Origin of the sequence: Streptomyces griseus subsp. griseus (assembly GCF_003610995.1) — a bacterium.
In the GTDB taxonomy this organism is placed as follows: domain Bacteria; phylum Actinomycetota; class Actinomycetes; order Streptomycetales; family Streptomycetaceae; genus Streptomyces.
The window spans coordinates 3,119,265-3,135,874 of record NZ_CP032543.1; the positions used below are offsets into that span (position 1 = coordinate 3,119,265).

The 16,610-nt window shown below is 69.5% G+C and carries 17 protein-coding genes; 4 read left to right on the forward strand and 13 right to left on the reverse strand.

Annotated features, from left to right (window positions below; translation table 11 throughout):
* Positions 1 to 77: 77 nt before the first annotated feature.
* The 5 genes from D6270_RS14025 to D6270_RS14045 all read right to left on the reverse strand — a co-directional run bounded on the left by D6270_RS14025 (position 78) and on the right by D6270_RS14045 (position 4,708).
* Entirely contained in the window at positions 78 to 1,466 is a 1,389-nt protein-coding gene (locus D6270_RS14025; protein WP_109165087.1) for a dicarboxylate/amino acid:cation symporter, read from the reverse strand.
* Between the two features lie 435 nt (positions 1,467 to 1,901).
* Entirely contained in the window at positions 1,902 to 2,195 is a 294-nt protein-coding gene (locus D6270_RS14030) for a DUF4229 domain-containing protein (RefSeq protein WP_109165086.1), read from the reverse strand.
* Positions 2,196 to 2,315: 120 nt separating this feature from the next.
* The gene (locus tag D6270_RS14035) at positions 2,316 to 2,852 is read right to left on the reverse strand and encodes a GNAT family N-acetyltransferase (protein ID WP_109165085.1); all 537 of its coding nucleotides are present in this window, start codon (positions 2,850 to 2,852) and stop codon (positions 2,316 to 2,318) included.
* A 142-nt stretch (positions 2,853 to 2,994) separates the two neighbouring features.
* Positions 2,995 to 4,158, reverse strand: coding sequence for an aminofutalosine synthase MqnE (gene mqnE, locus D6270_RS14040; RefSeq protein ID WP_109167452.1), 1,164 nt, complete (start codon positions 4,156 to 4,158; stop codon positions 2,995 to 2,997).
* A gap of 94 nt (positions 4,159 to 4,252) precedes the next feature.
* Positions 4,253 to 4,708: an Lrp/AsnC family transcriptional regulator gene (locus tag D6270_RS14045; RefSeq protein WP_030803885.1), complete on the reverse strand. Its 456-nt coding sequence runs from the start codon at positions 4,706 to 4,708 to the stop codon at positions 4,253 to 4,255.
* A gap of 121 nt (positions 4,709 to 4,829) precedes the next feature.
* Here D6270_RS14045 and D6270_RS32515 point away from each other — a divergent pair, with 121 nt between their 5' ends.
* Positions 4,830 to 4,976, forward strand: a complete 147-nt coding sequence (locus D6270_RS32515) for a hypothetical protein (protein WP_158070726.1) — start codon at positions 4,830 to 4,832, stop codon at positions 4,974 to 4,976.
* Between the two features lie 19 nt (positions 4,977 to 4,995).
* On the opposite strand, the gene D6270_RS14050 is transcribed toward D6270_RS32515, so the two are convergent.
* Entirely contained in the window at positions 4,996 to 5,679 is a 684-nt protein-coding gene (locus D6270_RS14050; RefSeq protein ID WP_109165084.1) for a UbiX family flavin prenyltransferase, read from the reverse strand.
* A gap of 120 nt (positions 5,680 to 5,799) precedes the next feature.
* On the opposite strand from D6270_RS14050, the gene D6270_RS14055 reads away from it, so the two are divergent.
* Positions 5,800 to 6,432: a rhomboid family intramembrane serine protease gene (locus D6270_RS14055; protein WP_109165083.1), complete on the forward strand. Its 633-nt coding sequence runs from the start codon at positions 5,800 to 5,802 to the stop codon at positions 6,430 to 6,432.
* Between the two features lie 11 nt (positions 6,433 to 6,443).
* On the opposite strand, the gene mqnP is transcribed toward D6270_RS14055, so the two are convergent.
* Positions 6,444 to 7,367: a menaquinone biosynthesis prenyltransferase MqnP gene (gene mqnP, locus D6270_RS14060; RefSeq protein WP_109165082.1), complete on the reverse strand. Its 924-nt coding sequence runs from the start codon at positions 7,365 to 7,367 to the stop codon at positions 6,444 to 6,446.
* On the reverse strand, positions 7,364 to 8,821 hold the full coding sequence (locus D6270_RS14065) for a menaquinone biosynthesis decarboxylase (protein ID WP_109165081.1): 1,458 nt from the start codon (positions 8,819 to 8,821) through the stop codon (positions 7,364 to 7,366). The genes mqnP and D6270_RS14065 overlap by 4 nt, the downstream gene beginning before the upstream one ends.
* A 157-nt stretch (positions 8,822 to 8,978) precedes the next feature.
* Between D6270_RS14065 and D6270_RS14070 the strand changes: the two genes are divergently transcribed.
* Together D6270_RS14070 and D6270_RS14075 are read left to right on the forward strand one after the other, a co-directional pair.
* On the forward strand, positions 8,979 to 9,344 hold the full coding sequence (locus D6270_RS14070; RefSeq protein WP_204117216.1) for a PLD nuclease N-terminal domain-containing protein: 366 nt from the start codon (positions 8,979 to 8,981) through the stop codon (positions 9,342 to 9,344).
* A 143-nt stretch (positions 9,345 to 9,487) separates the two neighbouring features.
* On the forward strand, positions 9,488 to 10,813 hold the full coding sequence (locus tag D6270_RS14075; protein ID WP_109165079.1) for an aldehyde dehydrogenase family protein: 1,326 nt from the start codon (positions 9,488 to 9,490) through the stop codon (positions 10,811 to 10,813).
* Between the two features lie 56 nt (positions 10,814 to 10,869).
* Here the strand turns inward: D6270_RS14075 and ccsB are convergent, their stop codons facing one another.
* The 5 genes from ccsB to D6270_RS14100 all read right to left on the reverse strand — a co-directional run bounded on the left by ccsB (position 10,870) and on the right by D6270_RS14100 (position 16,520).
* Positions 10,870 to 11,946 carry a c-type cytochrome biogenesis protein CcsB gene (gene ccsB / locus D6270_RS14080; RefSeq protein WP_109165078.1) on the reverse strand — a complete coding sequence of 359 codons (1,077 nt, stop codon included), beginning with the start codon at positions 11,944 to 11,946 and terminating at the stop codon, positions 10,870 to 10,872.
* The gene (locus D6270_RS14085; protein WP_109165077.1) at positions 11,943 to 13,784 is read right to left on the reverse strand and encodes a cytochrome c biogenesis protein ResB; all 1,842 of its coding nucleotides are present in this window, start codon (positions 13,782 to 13,784) and stop codon (positions 11,943 to 11,945) included. The genes ccsB and D6270_RS14085 overlap by 4 nt, the downstream gene beginning before the upstream one ends.
* Positions 13,785 to 13,788: 4 nt before the next feature.
* Complete coding sequence (locus tag D6270_RS14090) at positions 13,789 to 14,571, reverse strand: cytochrome c biogenesis CcdA family protein (protein ID WP_109165076.1); 783 nt, start codon at positions 14,569 to 14,571, stop codon at positions 13,789 to 13,791.
* Between the two features lie 4 nt (positions 14,572 to 14,575).
* A complete protein-coding gene (locus tag D6270_RS14095) occupies positions 14,576 to 15,178 on the reverse strand; it encodes a TlpA family protein disulfide reductase (protein WP_109165075.1) in 603 nt (200 codons plus the stop codon).
* Between the two features lie 67 nt (positions 15,179 to 15,245).
* A complete protein-coding gene (locus tag D6270_RS14100) occupies positions 15,246 to 16,520 on the reverse strand; it encodes a hypothetical protein (protein WP_109165074.1) in 1,275 nt (424 codons plus the stop codon).
* Between the last annotated feature and the right edge of the window lie 90 nt (positions 16,521 to 16,610).

Here is a 16,610-nt window from a genome sequence, read left to right on the forward strand (position 1 = left end):
GGCGGAAAGCGGAAGCGCCCTCGACCTGCCGGAGAGGCGGGTCGAGGGCGCTTCGGGCCGTACGAGGGCGGCGGCCGCTAGACGGTGGCCGGGACCGCGTCCTTCGTACGGTCGCGGTCCACGTCCCAGCCGTCGTCGTCGGACGGGCCGAACGCGTCGATCGAGGAGGACGAGGCCGAGTTGTACTTGTCGTGGTCGAGGATCTTCTCGCGGGCCGACACGAGGACCGGGACCAGCGCCTGGCCGGCCACGTTGGCGGCGGTGCGGACCATGTCCAGGATCGGGTCGATGGCCAGCAGCAGGCCGACGCCCTCCAGCGGGAGGCCCAGGGTGGAGAGGGTCAGGGTCAGCATGACCGTGGCGCCGGTGAGACCGGCGGTGGCCGCGGAGCCGATCACCGAGACGAAGGCGATGAGCACGTAGTCGCCGATGCCCAGCTGGACGTCGAAGATCTGCGCGACGAAGATCGCCGCCAGCGCCGGGTAGATCGCGGCGCAGCCGTCCATCTTCGTGGTCGCCCCGAACGGGACGGCGAAGGAGGCGTACTCCTTCGGAACGCCGAGGCGCTCGGTGACCCGCTGGGTGACCGGCATGGTGCCGACCGAGGAGCGGGAGACGAAGGCGAGCTGGATCGCGGGCCAGGCGCCCTTGAAGAACTGCAGCGGGCTGACCTTGGCGACGGTGGCCAGGAGCAGCGGGTAGACGCCGAACATCACCAGGAGGCAGCCGATGTAGACGTCGGCGGTGAACGTCGCGTACTTGCCGATCAGGTCCCAGCCGTAGGTGGCGATGGCGTAGCCGATGAGGCCGACGGTGCCGAGCGGGGCCAGGCGGATGACCCACCACAGGGCCTTCTGCAGCAGCTCCAGGATGGACTGGCTGAGCGTCAGGATCGGCTGGGCCTTCTCACCGAGCTTGAGGGCGGCGATACCGGCGACGGCCGCCAGGAAGACGATCTGGAGCACGTTCAGCTCGGCGAACGGCTGGATCACGTTGTTCGGGATGATGCCGGTCAGGAAGTCGATCCAGCTGCCGGTGCGCTCGGGGAGCTTGCCGTCCTTCGGCGTGAGGCCGGTGCCGGAGCCCGGGTTGGTCAGCAGGCCGATGGTGAGGCCGATGGCGACCGCGATCAGCGACGTGATCATGAACCAGAGCAGGGTGCGGGTCGCCAGCCGGGCGGCGTTGTTGACCTTGCGCAGGTTGGTGATCGACACCAGGATCGCGAAGAAGACCAGCGGGGCGACGGCCAGCTTCAGCAGCTGGACGAAGATCGAACCGATCTTGTCCAGTGTGGTGACGAGCCAGGAGACGTCCTGGCTGCGGGCGATCCAGCCGAGCAGGGCACCGAGCACCAGACCGGCGACGATCTGGGCCCAGAACGGGACCTTGGGTATACGCGGACCGGGGCCGGAACCGGTGGACGGCTGCTCGGCCTCGGGGGCGGCGGACGCGGAATTCGCGGACACGGACACACTCCAGTGGGGGACGCATCAGGACGTACGAGGACAGGCGTACGGACGTGCGGTGGAACGGGGACGGGGTCGCGGCGCCCGCGTCTGAGGGCGGCGCCGCTGCATGATGCCGTAATCAGACCTCGCGGCAACAGACCGCGGACATACAGCGGCAGAGATCGACGTGCAGGCGCGCCACGAGCGGAGGGCTCGCGGCGTGACGGAGGCGCACTGCTGTCTTCACGTCGAACACGTTAACACTTGAACTTTGGGATCCTCAAAGCCTTTCTTTGACCATGGAACGGCGGGCGGCCCACCCCCGAGGCCCCGGAGAGCGTCGGAAACGCCGCAGACCCCGGCCTCCGGAGCGAGATGCTCCGGAGGCCGGGGTCTGCGGGAAGTTCGCGGGGCGCGGCCCGTACGGGCCGCTGTGTGAGGAAGATTACCGACCTACTGGACAGCGTCCTCGCGGGTGCGGTTGGCGTCCAGGCGCGCCTTGGTCCGGTCGACCTTGGTGACGATCTGCGCGGACATCTCGTCGCGCTGCTTGCGCAGCAGGACGAAGCTGAGCGGGGCGGAGAGGACGAGGCCGAGCAGCATCACCCAGACGACGTTGGAGCCGCCGAGACCGGAGGGCACCAGCCCGAAGTGGACGGCGACACCGGCGACGAAGAAGCAGCCGACGAAGATCAACAGGCGCAACGCCGTGTACCGGATCATCGCGCTCGGCTTGGCAGCGGACACGGCAGGCCCTCTCTTCCCATGAACTCTCGACACCACTCCTGCCCGTCCAGTGAAGCATGGTCCGAATTCTCAGGGTTCAGGGGGTTCCCGGGGCCCTGTCCAACCGGTCGCCGGGCCCGGTCAGACGGTCGCCGGCCCCAGGGGCAGCAGCATGACGATGTCGTCGCGGTCGTCGCCCGGGGCGACCCGGATGGAGCCCGGGACCCGGCCCACCTCCTTGTAGCCGCAGGCCGCGTAGAAGCGGTCGGCACCGGTGCCGCCGCGGCAGGTGAGGCGGATCGCCTCGATGCCCTCCATGGAGCGGGCGGCGTCGGCGGTGGCGGCCATGAGGTCGCGGCCGTACCCCTGACCCTGGTGGCGGGGGTGGACCATCACGGTGTAGAGCCAGAGCCAGTGCCTCATCAGCCGGTGGGTGTTGAGGGTGAGGAAGGCGGTGGCGGCGACGGCCCCGTCCTCGTCGCGGCCGACCAGCAGCCGGGTGCGGCGTTCCTCGATGGCGACGAGGTGCTTGAGCAGCTCGGGCCGGACCTCCTCGGCCGTGACCGGCGGGACGAAGCCGACGGCACCACCCGCGTTGGTGACATCGGCCCACAGGGCGGTGATGCCGTCGCGCAGGGCGGGCGAGAACGCGGGATCCAGCTCGAACGTAAGAGGCATAGCAGGAGAGTAACTATTACCTGTCCGCCCGCTCAACCCTGTCCGGAACGCGGGAAAGCCCCGGCCGGGGACGTCGGCCGGGGCTGCTTCTCACGTAGCGGGGCTTCTTCTTCCGTACAGGGGCGGACCTATGTGCGAGGCGTCAGACCCGCATCGGCTGCGGCGACTCGCGCCGGTCCGCCTCCGGGCCCGGGTACTCGCGCAGGATCTCGTACCGGGTGTTCCGCTCCACCGGCCGGAAACCGGCGTCGCGGATCAGGTCCAGCAGGTCCTCACGGCCGAGCTTGTTCGGCGTACCGAAGTCGTCGGCGTCGTGCGTGATCTTGTACTCGACGACCGAGCCGTCCATGTCGTCCGCGCCGTGCTGGAGCGCGAGCTGGGCGGTCTGCACACCGTGCATCACCCAGAAGACCTTGACGTGCGGCACGTTGTCGAACAGCAGCCGGGAGACGGCGAAGGTCTTCAGCGCCTCGGCGCCGGTCGCCATCGTCGTGCGCGCCTGGAGCTTGTTGCGGACCTTGCCGTCCTTCATGTCCACGAAGTCGTGCTGGTAGCGCAGCGGGATGAAGACCTGGAAGCCGCCGGTCTCGTCCTGCATCTCACGCAGCCGCAGCACGTGGTCGACGCGGTGACGGGGCTCCTCGATGTGCCCGTACAGCATCGTCGCCGGGGTCTTGAGCCCCTTCTCGTGCGCGAGGCGGTGGATGCGCGACCAGTCCTCCCAGTGGGTGCGGTGGTCGACGATGTGCTGGCGGACCTCCCAGTCGAAGATCTCCGCGCCGCCGCCGGTCAGCGACTCCAGACCGGCCTCGATCAGCTCGTCGAGGATCTCGGAGGCGCTGAGGCCCGAGATCGTCTCGAAGTGGTGGATCTCCGTCGCCGTGAACGCCTTCAGCGCCACATCCGGCAGGGCTTCCTTCAGCGCGCTGAGCGAGCGCGGGTAGTAGCGCCACGGGAGGTTCGGGTGCAGCCCGTTGACGATGTGCAGCTCGGTGAGGTTCTCGCCCTCCATCGCCTTGGCCAGGCTGACGGCCTCCTCGATCCGCATCGTGTACGCGTCCTTCTCGCCCGGCTTGCGCTGGAACGAGCAGTACGCGCACGAGGCGGTGCACACGTTGGTCATGTTGAGGTGGCGGTTGACGTTGAAGTGCACGACGTCACCGTTCTTACGGGTGCGCACCTCGTGCGCCAGCCCGCCGAGCCACGCCAGGTCGTCGGACGCGTAGAGCGCGATCCCGTCCTCGCGGGTCAGCCGCTCGCCGGCCCGGACCTTCTGCTCCAGCTCGCGCTTGAGTCCCGCGTCCACCTGGCCGCCTCCCATTTCCTCCGTACAAACAGACCGGACCAACCGTACTCCCCCACCCCTGGGGCGGGAGGGGCCCCCTTCACGCGCTCCGCGCCTACGACTCCTCGGGGAGTTCCCCGACCCGGTTCTCCCACTTGGTGGAGAGCACGATCGTGGTACGGGTCCGGGAGACGCCCTTCGTGCCGCTCAGGCGCCGGATCGTCTTCTCCAGCCCGTCCACGTCACCGACCCGGACCTTGAGCATGTACGAGTCGTCGCCCGCGATGAACCAGCAGTCCTCGATCTCCGCGAGGTCCTTCAGCCGGTGCGCCACGTCCTCGTGGTCCGCGGCGTCCGAGAGGGAGATCCCGATCAGCGCGGTGACGCCGAGGCCGAGCGAGGCCGAGTCGACGGTGGCGCGGTAGCCGGTGATGACACCGGCGGTTTCCAGCCGGTTGATGCGGTCGGTGACGCTGGGCCCGGAGAGCCCCACGAGCCGTCCCAGCTCGGCGTACGAGGCCCTGCCGTTCTCCCTGAGGGCCTGGATGAGCTGCCTGTCCACCGCGTCCATATGACTGAAACCTTCCATTGTTCAGCAGTACCGCGAGTTTACGTGTAGAATCTAAGGCATGCAGGGTCCAGACCCTGCAAATCTTCTAGAACATCCAAGAAACGCTTTCGAATCTTCAGGAGTGAACTTCACCGTGTACACGATCGAGATGGCCTACGCCCGGATGCGCGAGCTGCAGGACCTGGCCAACCGCTCGCGTGCCCACCAGCCCGCCGCCGCGCACCGCGTCGACAAGACCCACGCCCCGCGCGCCACCAAGAAGCGCTGACCCGGACCTCTCGGTCCCCTTACTCGGCCGGACTGCGGGAGCCGCCACCGAGCTCTCCCTCCCAGCGGCGGTACAGCCGGTGTTCCACCCCGGCCGCGTCCAGCACCCGCCCCGCGACGAAGTCCACCAGGTCCTGGATGTGCGTCGCGCCCGCGTAGAACGCCGGAGAGGCGGGCAGCACGACCGCCCCAGCCTCGTCCAGGGCCACCATCTGCTTCAGCGTCTGGCCGCTCAGCGGGGTCTCGCGCACCGCGACGACGAGCGGACGGCGCTCCTTGAGCGTCACGCTCGCGGCCCGCTGGAGCAGATCCTTCGACAGACCGAGCGCCACTCCGGCCACACAGGCCGTCGAGGCCGGCACGATGAGCATCCCCTTCGCCGGGTACGACCCGGAGGACGGCCCGGCGGCCAGATCACCGGCCGGCCAGTGGCGTACGCGCTCCAGCTCCGCATCGCCCACCGTGAAGGCGTCCGGCTTCCCGTCGGCGCCACGTTCCAGCCAACAGCGCAGGTCCTCGCGCCAGTGCCCGTCCCGGAACGCGATGCCGGTCTCGTCCAGCAGGGTGAGCCGCGAGGCCCGGCTCACCACCAGGTCCACGCTCTCGCCACCCGCCAGCAGCCCGCGCAGGACGGCGGCGGCGAACGGGGTCCCCGAAGCACCGGATACCCCGACAATCCAAGGCCGCCGCTGCTGATGAGTCACTGAAGTCTCGGATTCCACACCTGCGAGCCTATCCGGCACACCCCGGCACCCCGCACCCGGAACCGGGCGGCGGCCCGGGACGTTCCCCTGATGACGGCAACCTGGGGGCAGGGGCAGACCATGGGCGACTACTGGACAACCGGCCGCAACACCGGCTCCACGACGACCGGCAGCGCACGGGCGCTCACCGCCGGCCTCATCATGGTGGGCTGGGTCGCGCTGCTGTGGATCCTCGAAGCCATCGACGTGGCGACCGGAAACGCACTCGACACCTACGGCATCAGCCCGCGCGAGATCGCGGAGCTGCGCGATGTGGTGCCCGCCGCCTTCCTGCACAGCGGCTGGGAGCATGTCGCGTCCAACAGCGTCCCGCTGCTGGTCCTCGGCTTCATCGCCGCCCTCGGCGGGCTGCGCAGGTTCGCCGCCGTCGTCGTGACGATCATCCTGTTCAGCGGTATGGGCGTCTGGCTGACCGCCCCGGCGTACACGGTGACGCTCGGCGCCTCCGGTGTGGTCTTCGGGCTGCTGGGCTATCTGCTGGTCCGGGGCTTCGTGGACCGCCGGCCCTGGGACGTCCTGATAGGCATCGGCGTCGCCGTGGTCTACGGCTCGCTGCTCTGGGGCGTGCTGCCGACCAACTCGGGCGTCAGCTGGCAGGGCCACCTCTTCGGCCTGATAGGCGGCGTGGCGGCGGCCTTCTTCTTCCGCCGGCCGCCCGCGCGCCGGGGCCCGGACAACCTGGTGACCGTCTGAGCGTTGCCGCGCTACGGGGTCAGGCCGCGCACCAGCAGGTCCAGGAGCGCGCAGGCGAAGAGCGCCATGCCGATGAAGCCGTTGACCGAGAAGAAGGCGCGGTTCAGCCGGGACAGGTCGTGCGGCCGCACCACGCGGTGCTCGTAGACGAAGGCCACCGCGACGATCGCCATGCCGATCCAGTAGAAGACCTCGGCGTCCGTCGCCAGACCGAACCAGACCAGCAGCCCCGTCGTGACCACATGGCAGACCCGGGCGCCCCAGAGCGCCGCCGGGATACCGAAGCGCGCCGGGAAGGAGAGCACCCCGTGGGCCCGGTCGGCCTGGACGTCCTGGCAGGCGAAGATCAGGTCGAAGCCACCGATCCAGATGCCGACGGCCAGCCCCAGGATCACCGCGTCCCACGACCAGCTGCCGGTCACCGCGAGCCAGGCGCCGATCGGCCCGATGGCCTGTGCGAGCCCGAGGATGGCGTGCGGGAAGTTCGTGAACCGCTTGCCGTACGGGTAGACCACCATCGGCACGACCGCGAGCGGCGCGAGCATCAGGCAGAGCGGGTTGAGCAGGGCGGCGGCGCCCAGGAAGACGGCCAGCGCGACGAGCGCCCCCGTCCAGGCCGACTTCACCGACACCGCACCGGTGACCAGCTCACGGCCCGCGGTGCGCGGGTTACGGGCGTCGATCTCCCGGTCGATGATCCGGTTGGCGGCCATGGCGAAGGTCCGCAGCCCCACCATCGCGAGCGTGACGAGCAGCAGGACGCCCCAGTGGATCGTGCCGTCCAGCTGGAACATCGCGGTCAGCGCGGCGATGTACGCGAAGGGCAGCGCGAAGACCGAGTGCTCGATCATCACCAGCCGCAGGAAGGACTTCACCTTGCTGCCCGACGGCGCCGCCCCCGGTACGGACGCCGCCGCCTCTGCCGCGCTGCTCACAGTCCGTACTCCTTCCAGCGGCGGTCGACCTTCGCCGCCGTCTCCGGGTCGGACTCGACCATCTCCGGCCAGCCCCCGTCCCGGGTGTAGCCCTCGGTGGGCAGCTTGCGGGTGGCGTCGATGCCTGCCTTGCCGCCCCAGAACTGCTGGTACGAGGCGTGGTCCAGGTGGTCGACCGGGCCCTCGGTGACGGTGAGGTCCCGGGCGTAGTCGGTGTTGCCGAGCGCCCGCCAGGCGACCTCGTGGAGATCGTGGACGTCGCAGTCGGAGTCGACGACCACGATCAGCTTGGTCAGCGACATCATGTGCGCGCCCCAGATCGCGCTCATCACCTTCTGCGCGTGCTTCGGGTACTTCTTGTCGATCGAGACGATCGCGCAGTTGTGGAAGCCGCCCGCCTCGGGGAGGTGGTAGTCCACGATGTCCGGCACGATGATCTTCAGCAGGGGCAGGAAGAACCGCTCCGTGGCCCGGCCCAGCGGCCCGTCCTCGGTCGGCGGCCGGCCCACCACGATGGACTGGAGCAGCGGCCGCTTCCGCATGGTGACGCAGTCGATGGTCAGTGCGGGGAACGGTTCCTGCGGGGTGTAGAAGCCGGTGTGGTCCCCGAACGGGCCCTCCGGCAGCATCTCGCCCGGCTCCAGCCACCCTTCGATGACGACCTCGGCCTGCGCGGGCACCTGGAGCGGCACGGTCTTGCAGTCGACCATCTCGATCCGCTTGCCCTGGACGAACCCGGCGAAGAGGTACTCGTCGATGTCGCCGGGCAGCGGTGCGGTGGAGGCGTACGTCACGGCGGGCGGGGCGCCGAAGGCGATGGCGACGGGCAGCCGCTCACCGCGCCGGGCGGCGACCTGGTAGTGGTTGGCGGAGTCCTTGTGGATCTGCCAGTGCATCCCGATCGTGCGCTTGTCGTGGCGCTGGAGCCGGTAGAGCCCCAGGTTCCGTACGCCGGTCTCGGGGTGCTTGGTGTGCGTGAGGCCCAGGTTGAAGAAGGAGCCGCCGTCGCCGGGCCAGGTGAAGAGCGCGGGCAGCTGGTCCAGGTCGACCTCGTCGCCCTTCAGCACGACTTCCTGGACCGGCGCGTCGTCCGACTTCACCTTCTTCGGCGGTACGTGGACCATCGACCCGAGCTTGCCGAAGGCCTCCCGGACGCCGACGAAGCCCTGCGGCAGCTCCGGCTTCAGCAGCCCGCCGATCTTGTCGCTGATGTCGCTGTACGACTTCAGCCCGAGCGCCTTGAGGAGGCGCCGGTCGGTGCCGAACACGTTCATGGCCAGGGGCATCGAGGACCCCTTGACGTTCTCGAAGAGCAGGGCGGGGCCGCCCGCCTTGTTCACCCGGTCGACGATCTCGCCGACCTCCAGGTGAGGATCGACCTCGGCCTTGACGCGCTTGAGATCACCATCGCGTTCAAGAGCCCGGAGCAGGGAGCGGAGATCGTCGTAAGCCATGCGGTCCAGTTTGTCATCCCCGCCCGCGCGGCCCCGCCGGGGCTCCCCCGGCTCCTGGCCCCGGATTCGCGGCGGCCAGCCGGTACCCTGGCCGCGACACCGGGGAACACCGAGCCCCGCCGCCCGCTCCACTGGGGGACGCGCCATGAGAGCCCTGATGTTCATCCTGCCGCTGGCGCTGATGATCTACGCCTTCATCGACTGCCTGAACACCTCGGAGGAGGACACCAAGCATCTGCCCAAGATCGCCTGGGTCTTCATCATCCTGCTGTTCTGGGTGGTCGGCTCCATCGGCTGGCTCTTCGCCGGCAAGGTGCGGCACAGTGCGGCCGGAGGCGCGGGGCTGTCCTCCTGGCAGCCGGGCGGCAGGCGGCAGCAGTGGGTGGCCCCGGACGACAACCCCGACTTCCTGAAGTCCCTCAAGGACGACAAGGACGCCGAGCGGACGGCCGCCGACGAGGAGGAGCGGCGACGCAGCGAGGACGGCAGCAGCCCCGACGACAAGACCCCGCCCACTCCGTGACGGGCTATTCCTCCTGGCGGGGGTGATCTTTCCGACCGGCGCGGTGGGCGCGTGGGAGGGGTGGCGTCGGCCATCCTCGAAGGGGTAAAGCAGCGCGCGTCCTTCTTCTACGGGCACGCGTGACCCTCCTGAGGAGCCCCCACATGCCCGCCACCCCCACCGAGACCCCCGCCGAGCTCGTCGACCGCCTCCGCGCCACCTTCCGCACCGGCCGCACCAAGGACCTCACCTGGCGCACCGGCCAGCTGGAGCGGCTGCGCGCCCTGCTCACCGAACACGGCGACGACCTGGCGGACGCCCTCCGCGCCGACCTCGGCAAGAGCCGCAAGGAGGCCTACCGGACCGAGATCGACTTCACGGTCCGGGAGATCGACCACACCCTGGAGCACCTCGCGGACTGGCTGCGGCCCGAGCCCGCCCCCGTACCGCCGCATCTCGCGCCCACCGGTGCCACCGCGCACACCGTGCTGGATCCGCTCGGGGTCGTCCTGGTCATCGCGCCCTGGAACTACCCGGTGCAGCTGCTGCTCGCCCCCGTCGTGGGCGCGCTGGCCTCCGGGAACTGTGTGGTGGCCAAGCCCAGTGAGCTGGCGCCCGCGACCTCCGCCGCCGTGGCCCGGCTGCTGCCGCGGTACCTGGACCCGGACGCGGTCGGGGTCGTGGAGGGCGCGGTCGAGGAGACCACCGCCCTGCTGGAGCAGCGCTTCGACCACATCTTCTACACGGGCAACGGCACGGTCGGCCGGATCGTCATGGCGGCCGCCGCCGGACACCTCACGCCGGTCACGCTGGAGCTCGGCGGCAAGTCGCCGGTCTTCGTGGACCGGGGTACGGATCTGAAGGCCGTGGCGGGGCGGCTCGCCTCGGGCAAGTTCCTGAACGCGGGGCAGACCTGTGTGGCCCCCGACTACGTGCTGACCGACCCGGAGACCGCCCCGGCCCTCGCGGAGGCGCTGGCGGGCGCGGTGGAGGGGCTGTTCGGTGCGGACCCGGCCGAGCACCCGGAGTACGGGCGGATCGTGAACGAGCGTCACTTCGACCGGCTGACCGGACTGCTGGACTCCGGCCGTACGGTGACCGGCGGCGCCCACGACCGGGAGAGCAAGTACATCGCGCCGACCGTGCTGGCCGATGTGGCGCCGGACGCGCCCGTGATGGGCGAGGAGATCTTCGGCCCGATCCTGCCGCTGGTCACGGTGGACGGCCTGGACGAGGCGATCGCCTTCATCAACGACCGGGACAAGCCGCTGGCGCTGTACGCGTTCACCGACTCCCCCGCCGTACGGGAGCGGCTGCTGGCCGAGACCTCGTCGGGCGGGGTCGGCATCGGGCTGCCGCTGGCCCATCTGACCGTCTCGGACCTGCCGTTCGGCGGGGTCGGCGAGAGCGGCATGGGCAGCTACCACGGCCGGTACTCCCTGGAGACGTTCAGCCACCGCAAGGCGGTCCTGGACACCCCGCTGGGCTGACGACGTACGAGGGCGCCCCGGGCCGAGGCCCGGGGCGCCCTCGTGGTTGCGGTCGCTCAGACCCCGGCGTAGGAGTGCAGGCCGGTGACGAAGATGTTCACGCCGTAGTAGTTGAACAGCCAGCAGCCGAAGGCGACCAGCGCCAGGTAGGCGGCCTTGCGGCCCTTCCAGCCGGCCGTGGCGCGGGCGTGCAGATAGGCGGCGTAGGCGACCCAGGTGATGAAGGACCAGACCTCCTTGGGGTCCCAGCCCCAGTACCGGCCCCAGGCGTCACCCGCCCAGATCGCGCCCGCGATGATCGTGAACGTCCAGAGCGGGAAGACCGCCGCGTTGATCCGGTACGCGAACTTGTCCAGCGACGAGGCGGAGGGCAGCCGCTCCATGACGGAGGCTGCGAACTTCCCCGGCGTACCGCCGCCCGCGAGCTTGTTCTCGTAGCTGTCGCGGAAGAGATAGAGCACCGTGCCGACCGCGCCGAGGTAGAAGACGGCCCCGCAGATGATCGCGGTCGAGACGTGGATCCACAGCCAGTACGAGTGGAGCGCGGGCACCAGCTGGTCGCTGTCGGTGTAGAGCGTGGTGGTCGCGATGCCGAGGTCCAGCAGGACCGTGGTGACCAGCGGGAGGCCGATCCAGCGGACGTTCTTCTTCAGGGCGAGCAGCACCAGGTACGCGCCGACCACCACGGTGGAGAAGGTGATCGAGAACTCGTACATGTTGGCCCACGGGGCCCGCTGCACCGACAGGGCGCGGGTGATGACACCGCCCGCCTCCACGGCGAAGGCCACCACGGTCAGCGAGACCGCGATCCGGCCCCACAGGTCGCCCTTGAACGTGCCGCCCGCGGCGCCGGGGCCGTCCGGCACGTCCCGGGTCCCGGTGGCGGCACGGGTGACGACCTTCGGCCGCTCCAGCACGGCGGTGGAGCCGCCCTGGGCGACGACGACCGGGGCGGCGGCGCCGGCCGCGGAGCCGGACAGCGCGGCGGCCGTGCGTCCGACCTTGCTGCGGCTGCCGAGGACCCACTCCGCGATGTGCGCGAAGAAGGCCAGGGTGTAGACGGCCATCGACGAATAGATCAGCACATTGCTGGTGTGCGCCAGGCTCTCGTTGGTAGCGGCGGCGAGATTCACTTCTCAGCCCCTTCGGCAGGTGCTTCAGCAGGGTGTACGGGCCGGCTCCCGGCCTCGTTCGCGTCAGGATTCTCCGGCGCGTCAGGATTCTGCGGCGCTTCTGGTTTCTCCGGCGCTTCAGGTTTCTCCGGCGCGACCGGAGCCGTGGTGACGAGGGCGGCCGCGAGGTCGCCCAGCTCCTCGGGGAGTTTCGCGGACTCGCTGCGGCCCAGGCCCGCCATCTCCACGACGGTCACCCCGTCCGGACCGCGGACCGCCCGCACCCAGACCCGGCGGCGCTGGATGAACAGCGAGGCGGCGAGTCCGGCGATGGCGGCGACGGCACCACCGAGCGCCCAGCCGCTGCCCGGCTGCTGCGAGATCTGGAAGCTGGCCCACTCCTCGATCCCGTCGAAGGTGATGGAGCCCCCGCCGTCGGGGAGGTCCAGCTTCTCACCGGGCCGCATCATCTTCTTGAGCAGCTCGCCGTCCGCGTTCTTGAACTCCTTCATCTTGGACGTGTCGAGCTGGTAGACGTTCTGCGGCAGCCCGGAGTCCACCCCGAGGGAGCCGCTGTAGGCGCTCAGCGCCAGCACCGGGAACTCCGCGCCCGGGAACTGCGAGAACATCTGGCCCTTGCCGTGGCCCGCGAAGGTCGGGACGAAGAAGGCCTTGAAGCCCAGCTGCGTCTTGTCGCCGTTCTTGTCGCGGTAGCCGTCCATCACCTTGATCGCGCCGGTGGAGGTGATGTTGTTGTCGATCGGCAGCAGCGGTACGGAGTTCCGTGAGACGACCTTGCCCGTGCCGTCCCGGACGGTGACGACCGGGGCGTAGCCGTGGGCGATCAGATAGACCTTGGTGCCGTCCACGACGAGCGGTTCGTTGACGCGGATGACGCCCTTGCGCTCGGGACCCTCCGCCCCCTCGGTGTACGTCACCCGGGCCTCGAAGGTGCGGGGCGTGCCGCGCTGCGGGCCGCTCTCCTCGTACGTACCGACGAACTTGTCCAGGACGAAGCTGAAGGGGGCCAGCGTGTCGGAGTCGTAGAGCGAGCCGGACCTGAAGTCGTCGTACTGGGTGAGCGTGTTGGCGAAGCCGTCGCCCTCGACGACCAGCTTGCCGCCCTCGGACTTGAAGAGCTGCCCGGCGGCGAAGGCCACCAGCATGACGATCAGCGCGATGTGGAAGACCAGGTTCCCGGCCTCGCGGAGGTAGCCCTTCTCGGCGGCGACCGCGTCGCCCACCGTGTGCGCCCGGAAGCGCCGCCTGCCCAGCACGCCGAGGGCCGCCTCGCGGACCTGCTCGGGCTCGGCCTCGGTGCGCCAGGTGGTGTACGCGGGCAGCCGGTTCAGCCGCTTGGGGGCGCCCGGCGGGCGGCTGCGGAGCTGGGAGACGAACTGGCCGGTGCGCGGCACGATGCAGCCGATGAGCGAGACGAACAGCAGGATGTAGATCGCGGAGAACCACACCGAGCTGTAGACGTCGAAGAGCTGGAACTTCTCGTAGATGGGGGAGAGCGTGGTGTGCTGGTCCTTGAAGTTCTGGACCTTGAGGTCGTCCACGCTGGTCTGCGGGATCAGGGAGCCGGGGATGGCGCCGAGGGAGAGCAGGAAGAGCAGGATCAGCGCGACCCGCATCGAGGTGAGCTGACGCCAGAACCAGCGGATCCAGCCGACCAACCCCATGGCGGGGACGCCGGTGCCGGTGCCGGGCTCGGTCTCGGGGCGCTCCTCGCGGGGGGCGGTGGAGAGCCGCTCGCCGGCCGCGTGGTCGACGCGCTCCTGCTCGCGCTCGGCCGCGGTCCCGCCGCCGGTGGCGTCGGTACGCGCGCCGGTGTCCGTGCTGTTCGCCTTGCTCATGAACTCAGATCCCCACAACGAAGCCGCTGGACCAGGTCTGCATCTGCTGCATCAGGGTGGCCCACACACCGGTCAGCAGCAGGAGTCCGGTCACGATCATCATGCCGCCACCGATCCGCATGACCCACGCGTAGTGGCGCTTGACCCAGCCGAACGCGCCGAGCGCCTTGCGGAAGGCGACCGCGGCCAGGATGAACGGGACGCCGAGTCCGAGACAGTACGCGACGGTCAGTATCGCGCCCCGCCCGGCGGTGGCGCTCTCGGCGGAGAGGAACAGCACCGAGGAGAGCGTCGGGCCGATGCACGGCGTCCAGCCGATCCCGAACAGCGCTCCCAGCAGCGGCGCGCCGACCAGCCCGGCCACCGGCCGCTTGTGGAGGCGGAACTCGCGCTGCGTCACCCCGGGCAGGAGCCCCATGAAGAAGACGCCCATCAGGATCATCAGTCCGCCGAGGACCTTGTTGAGCACCTCGGAGTGCATCTGGAGCTCGTCGCCGAAGTAGCCGAAGAGCGCCCCCGTGGAGGCGAACACGGCGGTGAAGCCGAGGACGAAGAGCGCGGCGCCCGCCACCACCCGGCCGCGCCGGGCGTCGGCCAGGTCGGTGCCGCTGACCCCGGTGACGTAACTCAGATAGCCGGGGACGAGCGGCAGGACGCAGGGCGAGAAGAAGGAGACGAGCCCGGCGAGCAGGGCGATGGGCACCGCCAGCAGCAGGGCCCCGCTGACGACGGTGTCGTTGTACGAGGCCAGCGTGACGGTGTCGCTGTAGGGGGCGAGCGGGATCACCGGGTCACTTCTCCGCGATGATCGGGTCGATCATCTCGTGCAGCTGCTCGGCGTCCAGCGGCTGGAGCGTGCGGGCCGCGATCTTCCCCTCCCGGTCGACCACCACGGTGGACGGGATGGCCTTCGGGTTCACGGTGCCCTTGGGGAAGCGGAGGATGAGCTTGCCGATCGGGTCGAAGAAGCTCGGGTAGGTGACCCCGTAGTCCTTCTCGAAGTTGATCGCGGGGTCCTTCTGCGCGTCCCGGGTGTTGATGCCCAGGAACTGCACGCCCTGGTCGGCGGTCTCCTCGGAGACCTTCGCGAAGTACTTCGCCTCCAGGCGGCAGGGGCCGCACCAGGAGCCCCAGACGTTGAGCACGACGACCTTGCCCTTGTAGTCGGCGAGGTCGAGGGGCTTGCCGTCCAGGCTCTCGCCCTGGAGCTTCGGAGCGTCGGGGCGCTCGCCCTTGGCGACGGTGGAGATGCCCCCGCTGCCGGTGACGAAATTGGTGTTGCCGCCGCCCTGCGCCTTGTTGCCGTCCCCGCACGCGGTCAGCGTCAGGGCACCGGCCACGGCGGTGGCGGCGAGCAGGGTGAAGCGGCGTCGGAACGGGCGGCCAAAGCTCATGTGAAAAGTTTCGCATGGCAGTTCCGGGGATCTCCCGCACCCCCCTCGGTGCCCGTAAAGCCCCTTGTCAGGCCTGTTTAAAGAAGGAGTTCCAGCCGCCCGCGGGGGACTGTCCGACCTCCAGCGTGCGGAGCTTGGCGAGGACCTCGGGATCCTGCACGTCCAGCCAGTCGACGAACTGCCGGAAGGAGACCAGGCGCACATCCTTCTTACCGGCCGTCTTCTTGATCACTTCTTCCACGGCGTCCATATAGATGCCGCCGTTCCACTCCTCGAAGTGGTTGCCGATGAAGAAGGGCGCGCGATTGGTCGTGTAGGCGCGCTCGAAACCGTTGAGATAGGCGCCGGTGGCCTGCTTGCGCCAGCCCGGATAACGCGAGGGCATGCCCTTGGTCGAATTCTGCGACTGATTGGCGAGGATGTTGTAGTCCATCGAGAGGACCTCGAAGGAGTGGCCCGGGAACGGCATGGCCTGGAGCGGCAGATCCCAGACGCCGCCGCGCTTGACGGGCCACGTCTGGCGGCCGCCGGGCGAGCTGGCGTCGTAACGCCATCCCAGTTTGCTCGCGGTCGGCAGGAGGTTGTCCTGGCCGAGCAGACAGGGGGTGCGACCGCCGGTCAACTCCTTCCGGTAGTCGAACGGCAGCGGGTCCTCGTCGCTCCAGCCGGTATTGGTCCGCCATTCCGTGACGAACGACACAGCCTGATCGATCTCGCTCTGCCATTGCGCGGGGGTCCAGCGTTCGACGGAACCGGAACCGCCGCAGAAGTGCCCGTTGAAGTGGGTGCCGATCTCATGGCCGTCCAGCCAGGCCTGGCGTACGTACTTCAGCGTGTCCTTCACATGGCCGTCGGTGAGATAGCCGATGTCGGAGGCGCCGCGCGGGTTGTTCGGGGGCCGGTAGAGGGATTTCTTCGACTCGGGCAGCAGGTACAGCCCGGAGAGGAAGAAGGTCATCGCCGCGTCATGGTCCTTGGCCAGTTTCAGAAAGCGCGGGAAGAGGCCGTTGCCGACCTCACCCGCACCGTCCCAGGAAAAGATCACGAACTGCGGCGGGGTCTCGCCGGGTTCGAGCGGAACGGGGGCGGTGGGCTGGTGGGGCTGCTTTCCGGTGTCGGCGGTGGAGCCGTCGCCGATCAGCCGGACCTTGTCCTTCGGCGCGTCGTTTCCGCCGCTGCCGCCGCTGCCGGTGTCGCCCTTGCCGCCGGCACCGGTGTCGCCCTTCTCACTGCCACCCTCCGAAGAACCGGAGGAACTGGAGAAACCGCAGCCGGCGAGCCCGATCGCCGCCGCCGTGCCGAGCCCCGCGCCGAGCAGTCCCCTTCGATTGATGTCGCGCATGTCGTCCCCATCTGCGGTCGTTTTATCTCAAGGCCATACAAACTGCTGGACAGTGAGAGGCCCTGAGCGACGCGACGGTTCCGTGCAATT

What these genes read in the sequence shown, in the direction of transcription:
- D6270_RS14055 (WP_109165083.1), top strand. Translation starts at nt 5,800, where the DNA reads ATGGGCGACTACTGGACAACCGGCCGCAACACCGGCTCCACGACGACC.
- D6270_RS14100 (WP_109165074.1), bottom strand. Translation starts at nt 16,520, where the DNA reads ATGCGCGACATCAATCGAAGGGGACTGCTCGGCGCGGGGCTCGGCACG.
- D6270_RS14035 (WP_109165085.1), bottom strand. Translation starts at nt 2,852, where the DNA reads ATGCCTCTTACGTTCGAGCTGGATCCCGCGTTCTCGCCCGCCCTGCGC.
- D6270_RS14085 (WP_109165077.1), bottom strand. Translation starts at nt 13,784, where the DNA reads ATGAGCAAGGCGAACAGCACGGACACCGGCGCGCGTACCGACGCCACC.
- D6270_RS14070 (WP_204117216.1), top strand. Translation starts at nt 8,979, where the DNA reads ATGTTCATCCTGCCGCTGGCGCTGATGATCTACGCCTTCATCGACTGC.
- D6270_RS14065 (WP_109165081.1), bottom strand. Translation starts at nt 8,821, where the DNA reads ATGGCTTACGACGATCTCCGCTCCCTGCTCCGGGCTCTTGAACGCGAT.
- D6270_RS14095 (WP_109165075.1), bottom strand. Translation starts at nt 15,178, where the DNA reads ATGAGCTTTGGCCGCCCGTTCCGACGCCGCTTCACCCTGCTCGCCGCC.
- D6270_RS14045 (WP_030803885.1), bottom strand. Translation starts at nt 4,708, where the DNA reads ATGGACGCGGTGGACAGGCAGCTCATCCAGGCCCTCAGGGAGAACGGC.
- D6270_RS14075 (WP_109165079.1), top strand. Translation starts at nt 9,488, where the DNA reads ATGCCCGCCACCCCCACCGAGACCCCCGCCGAGCTCGTCGACCGCCTC.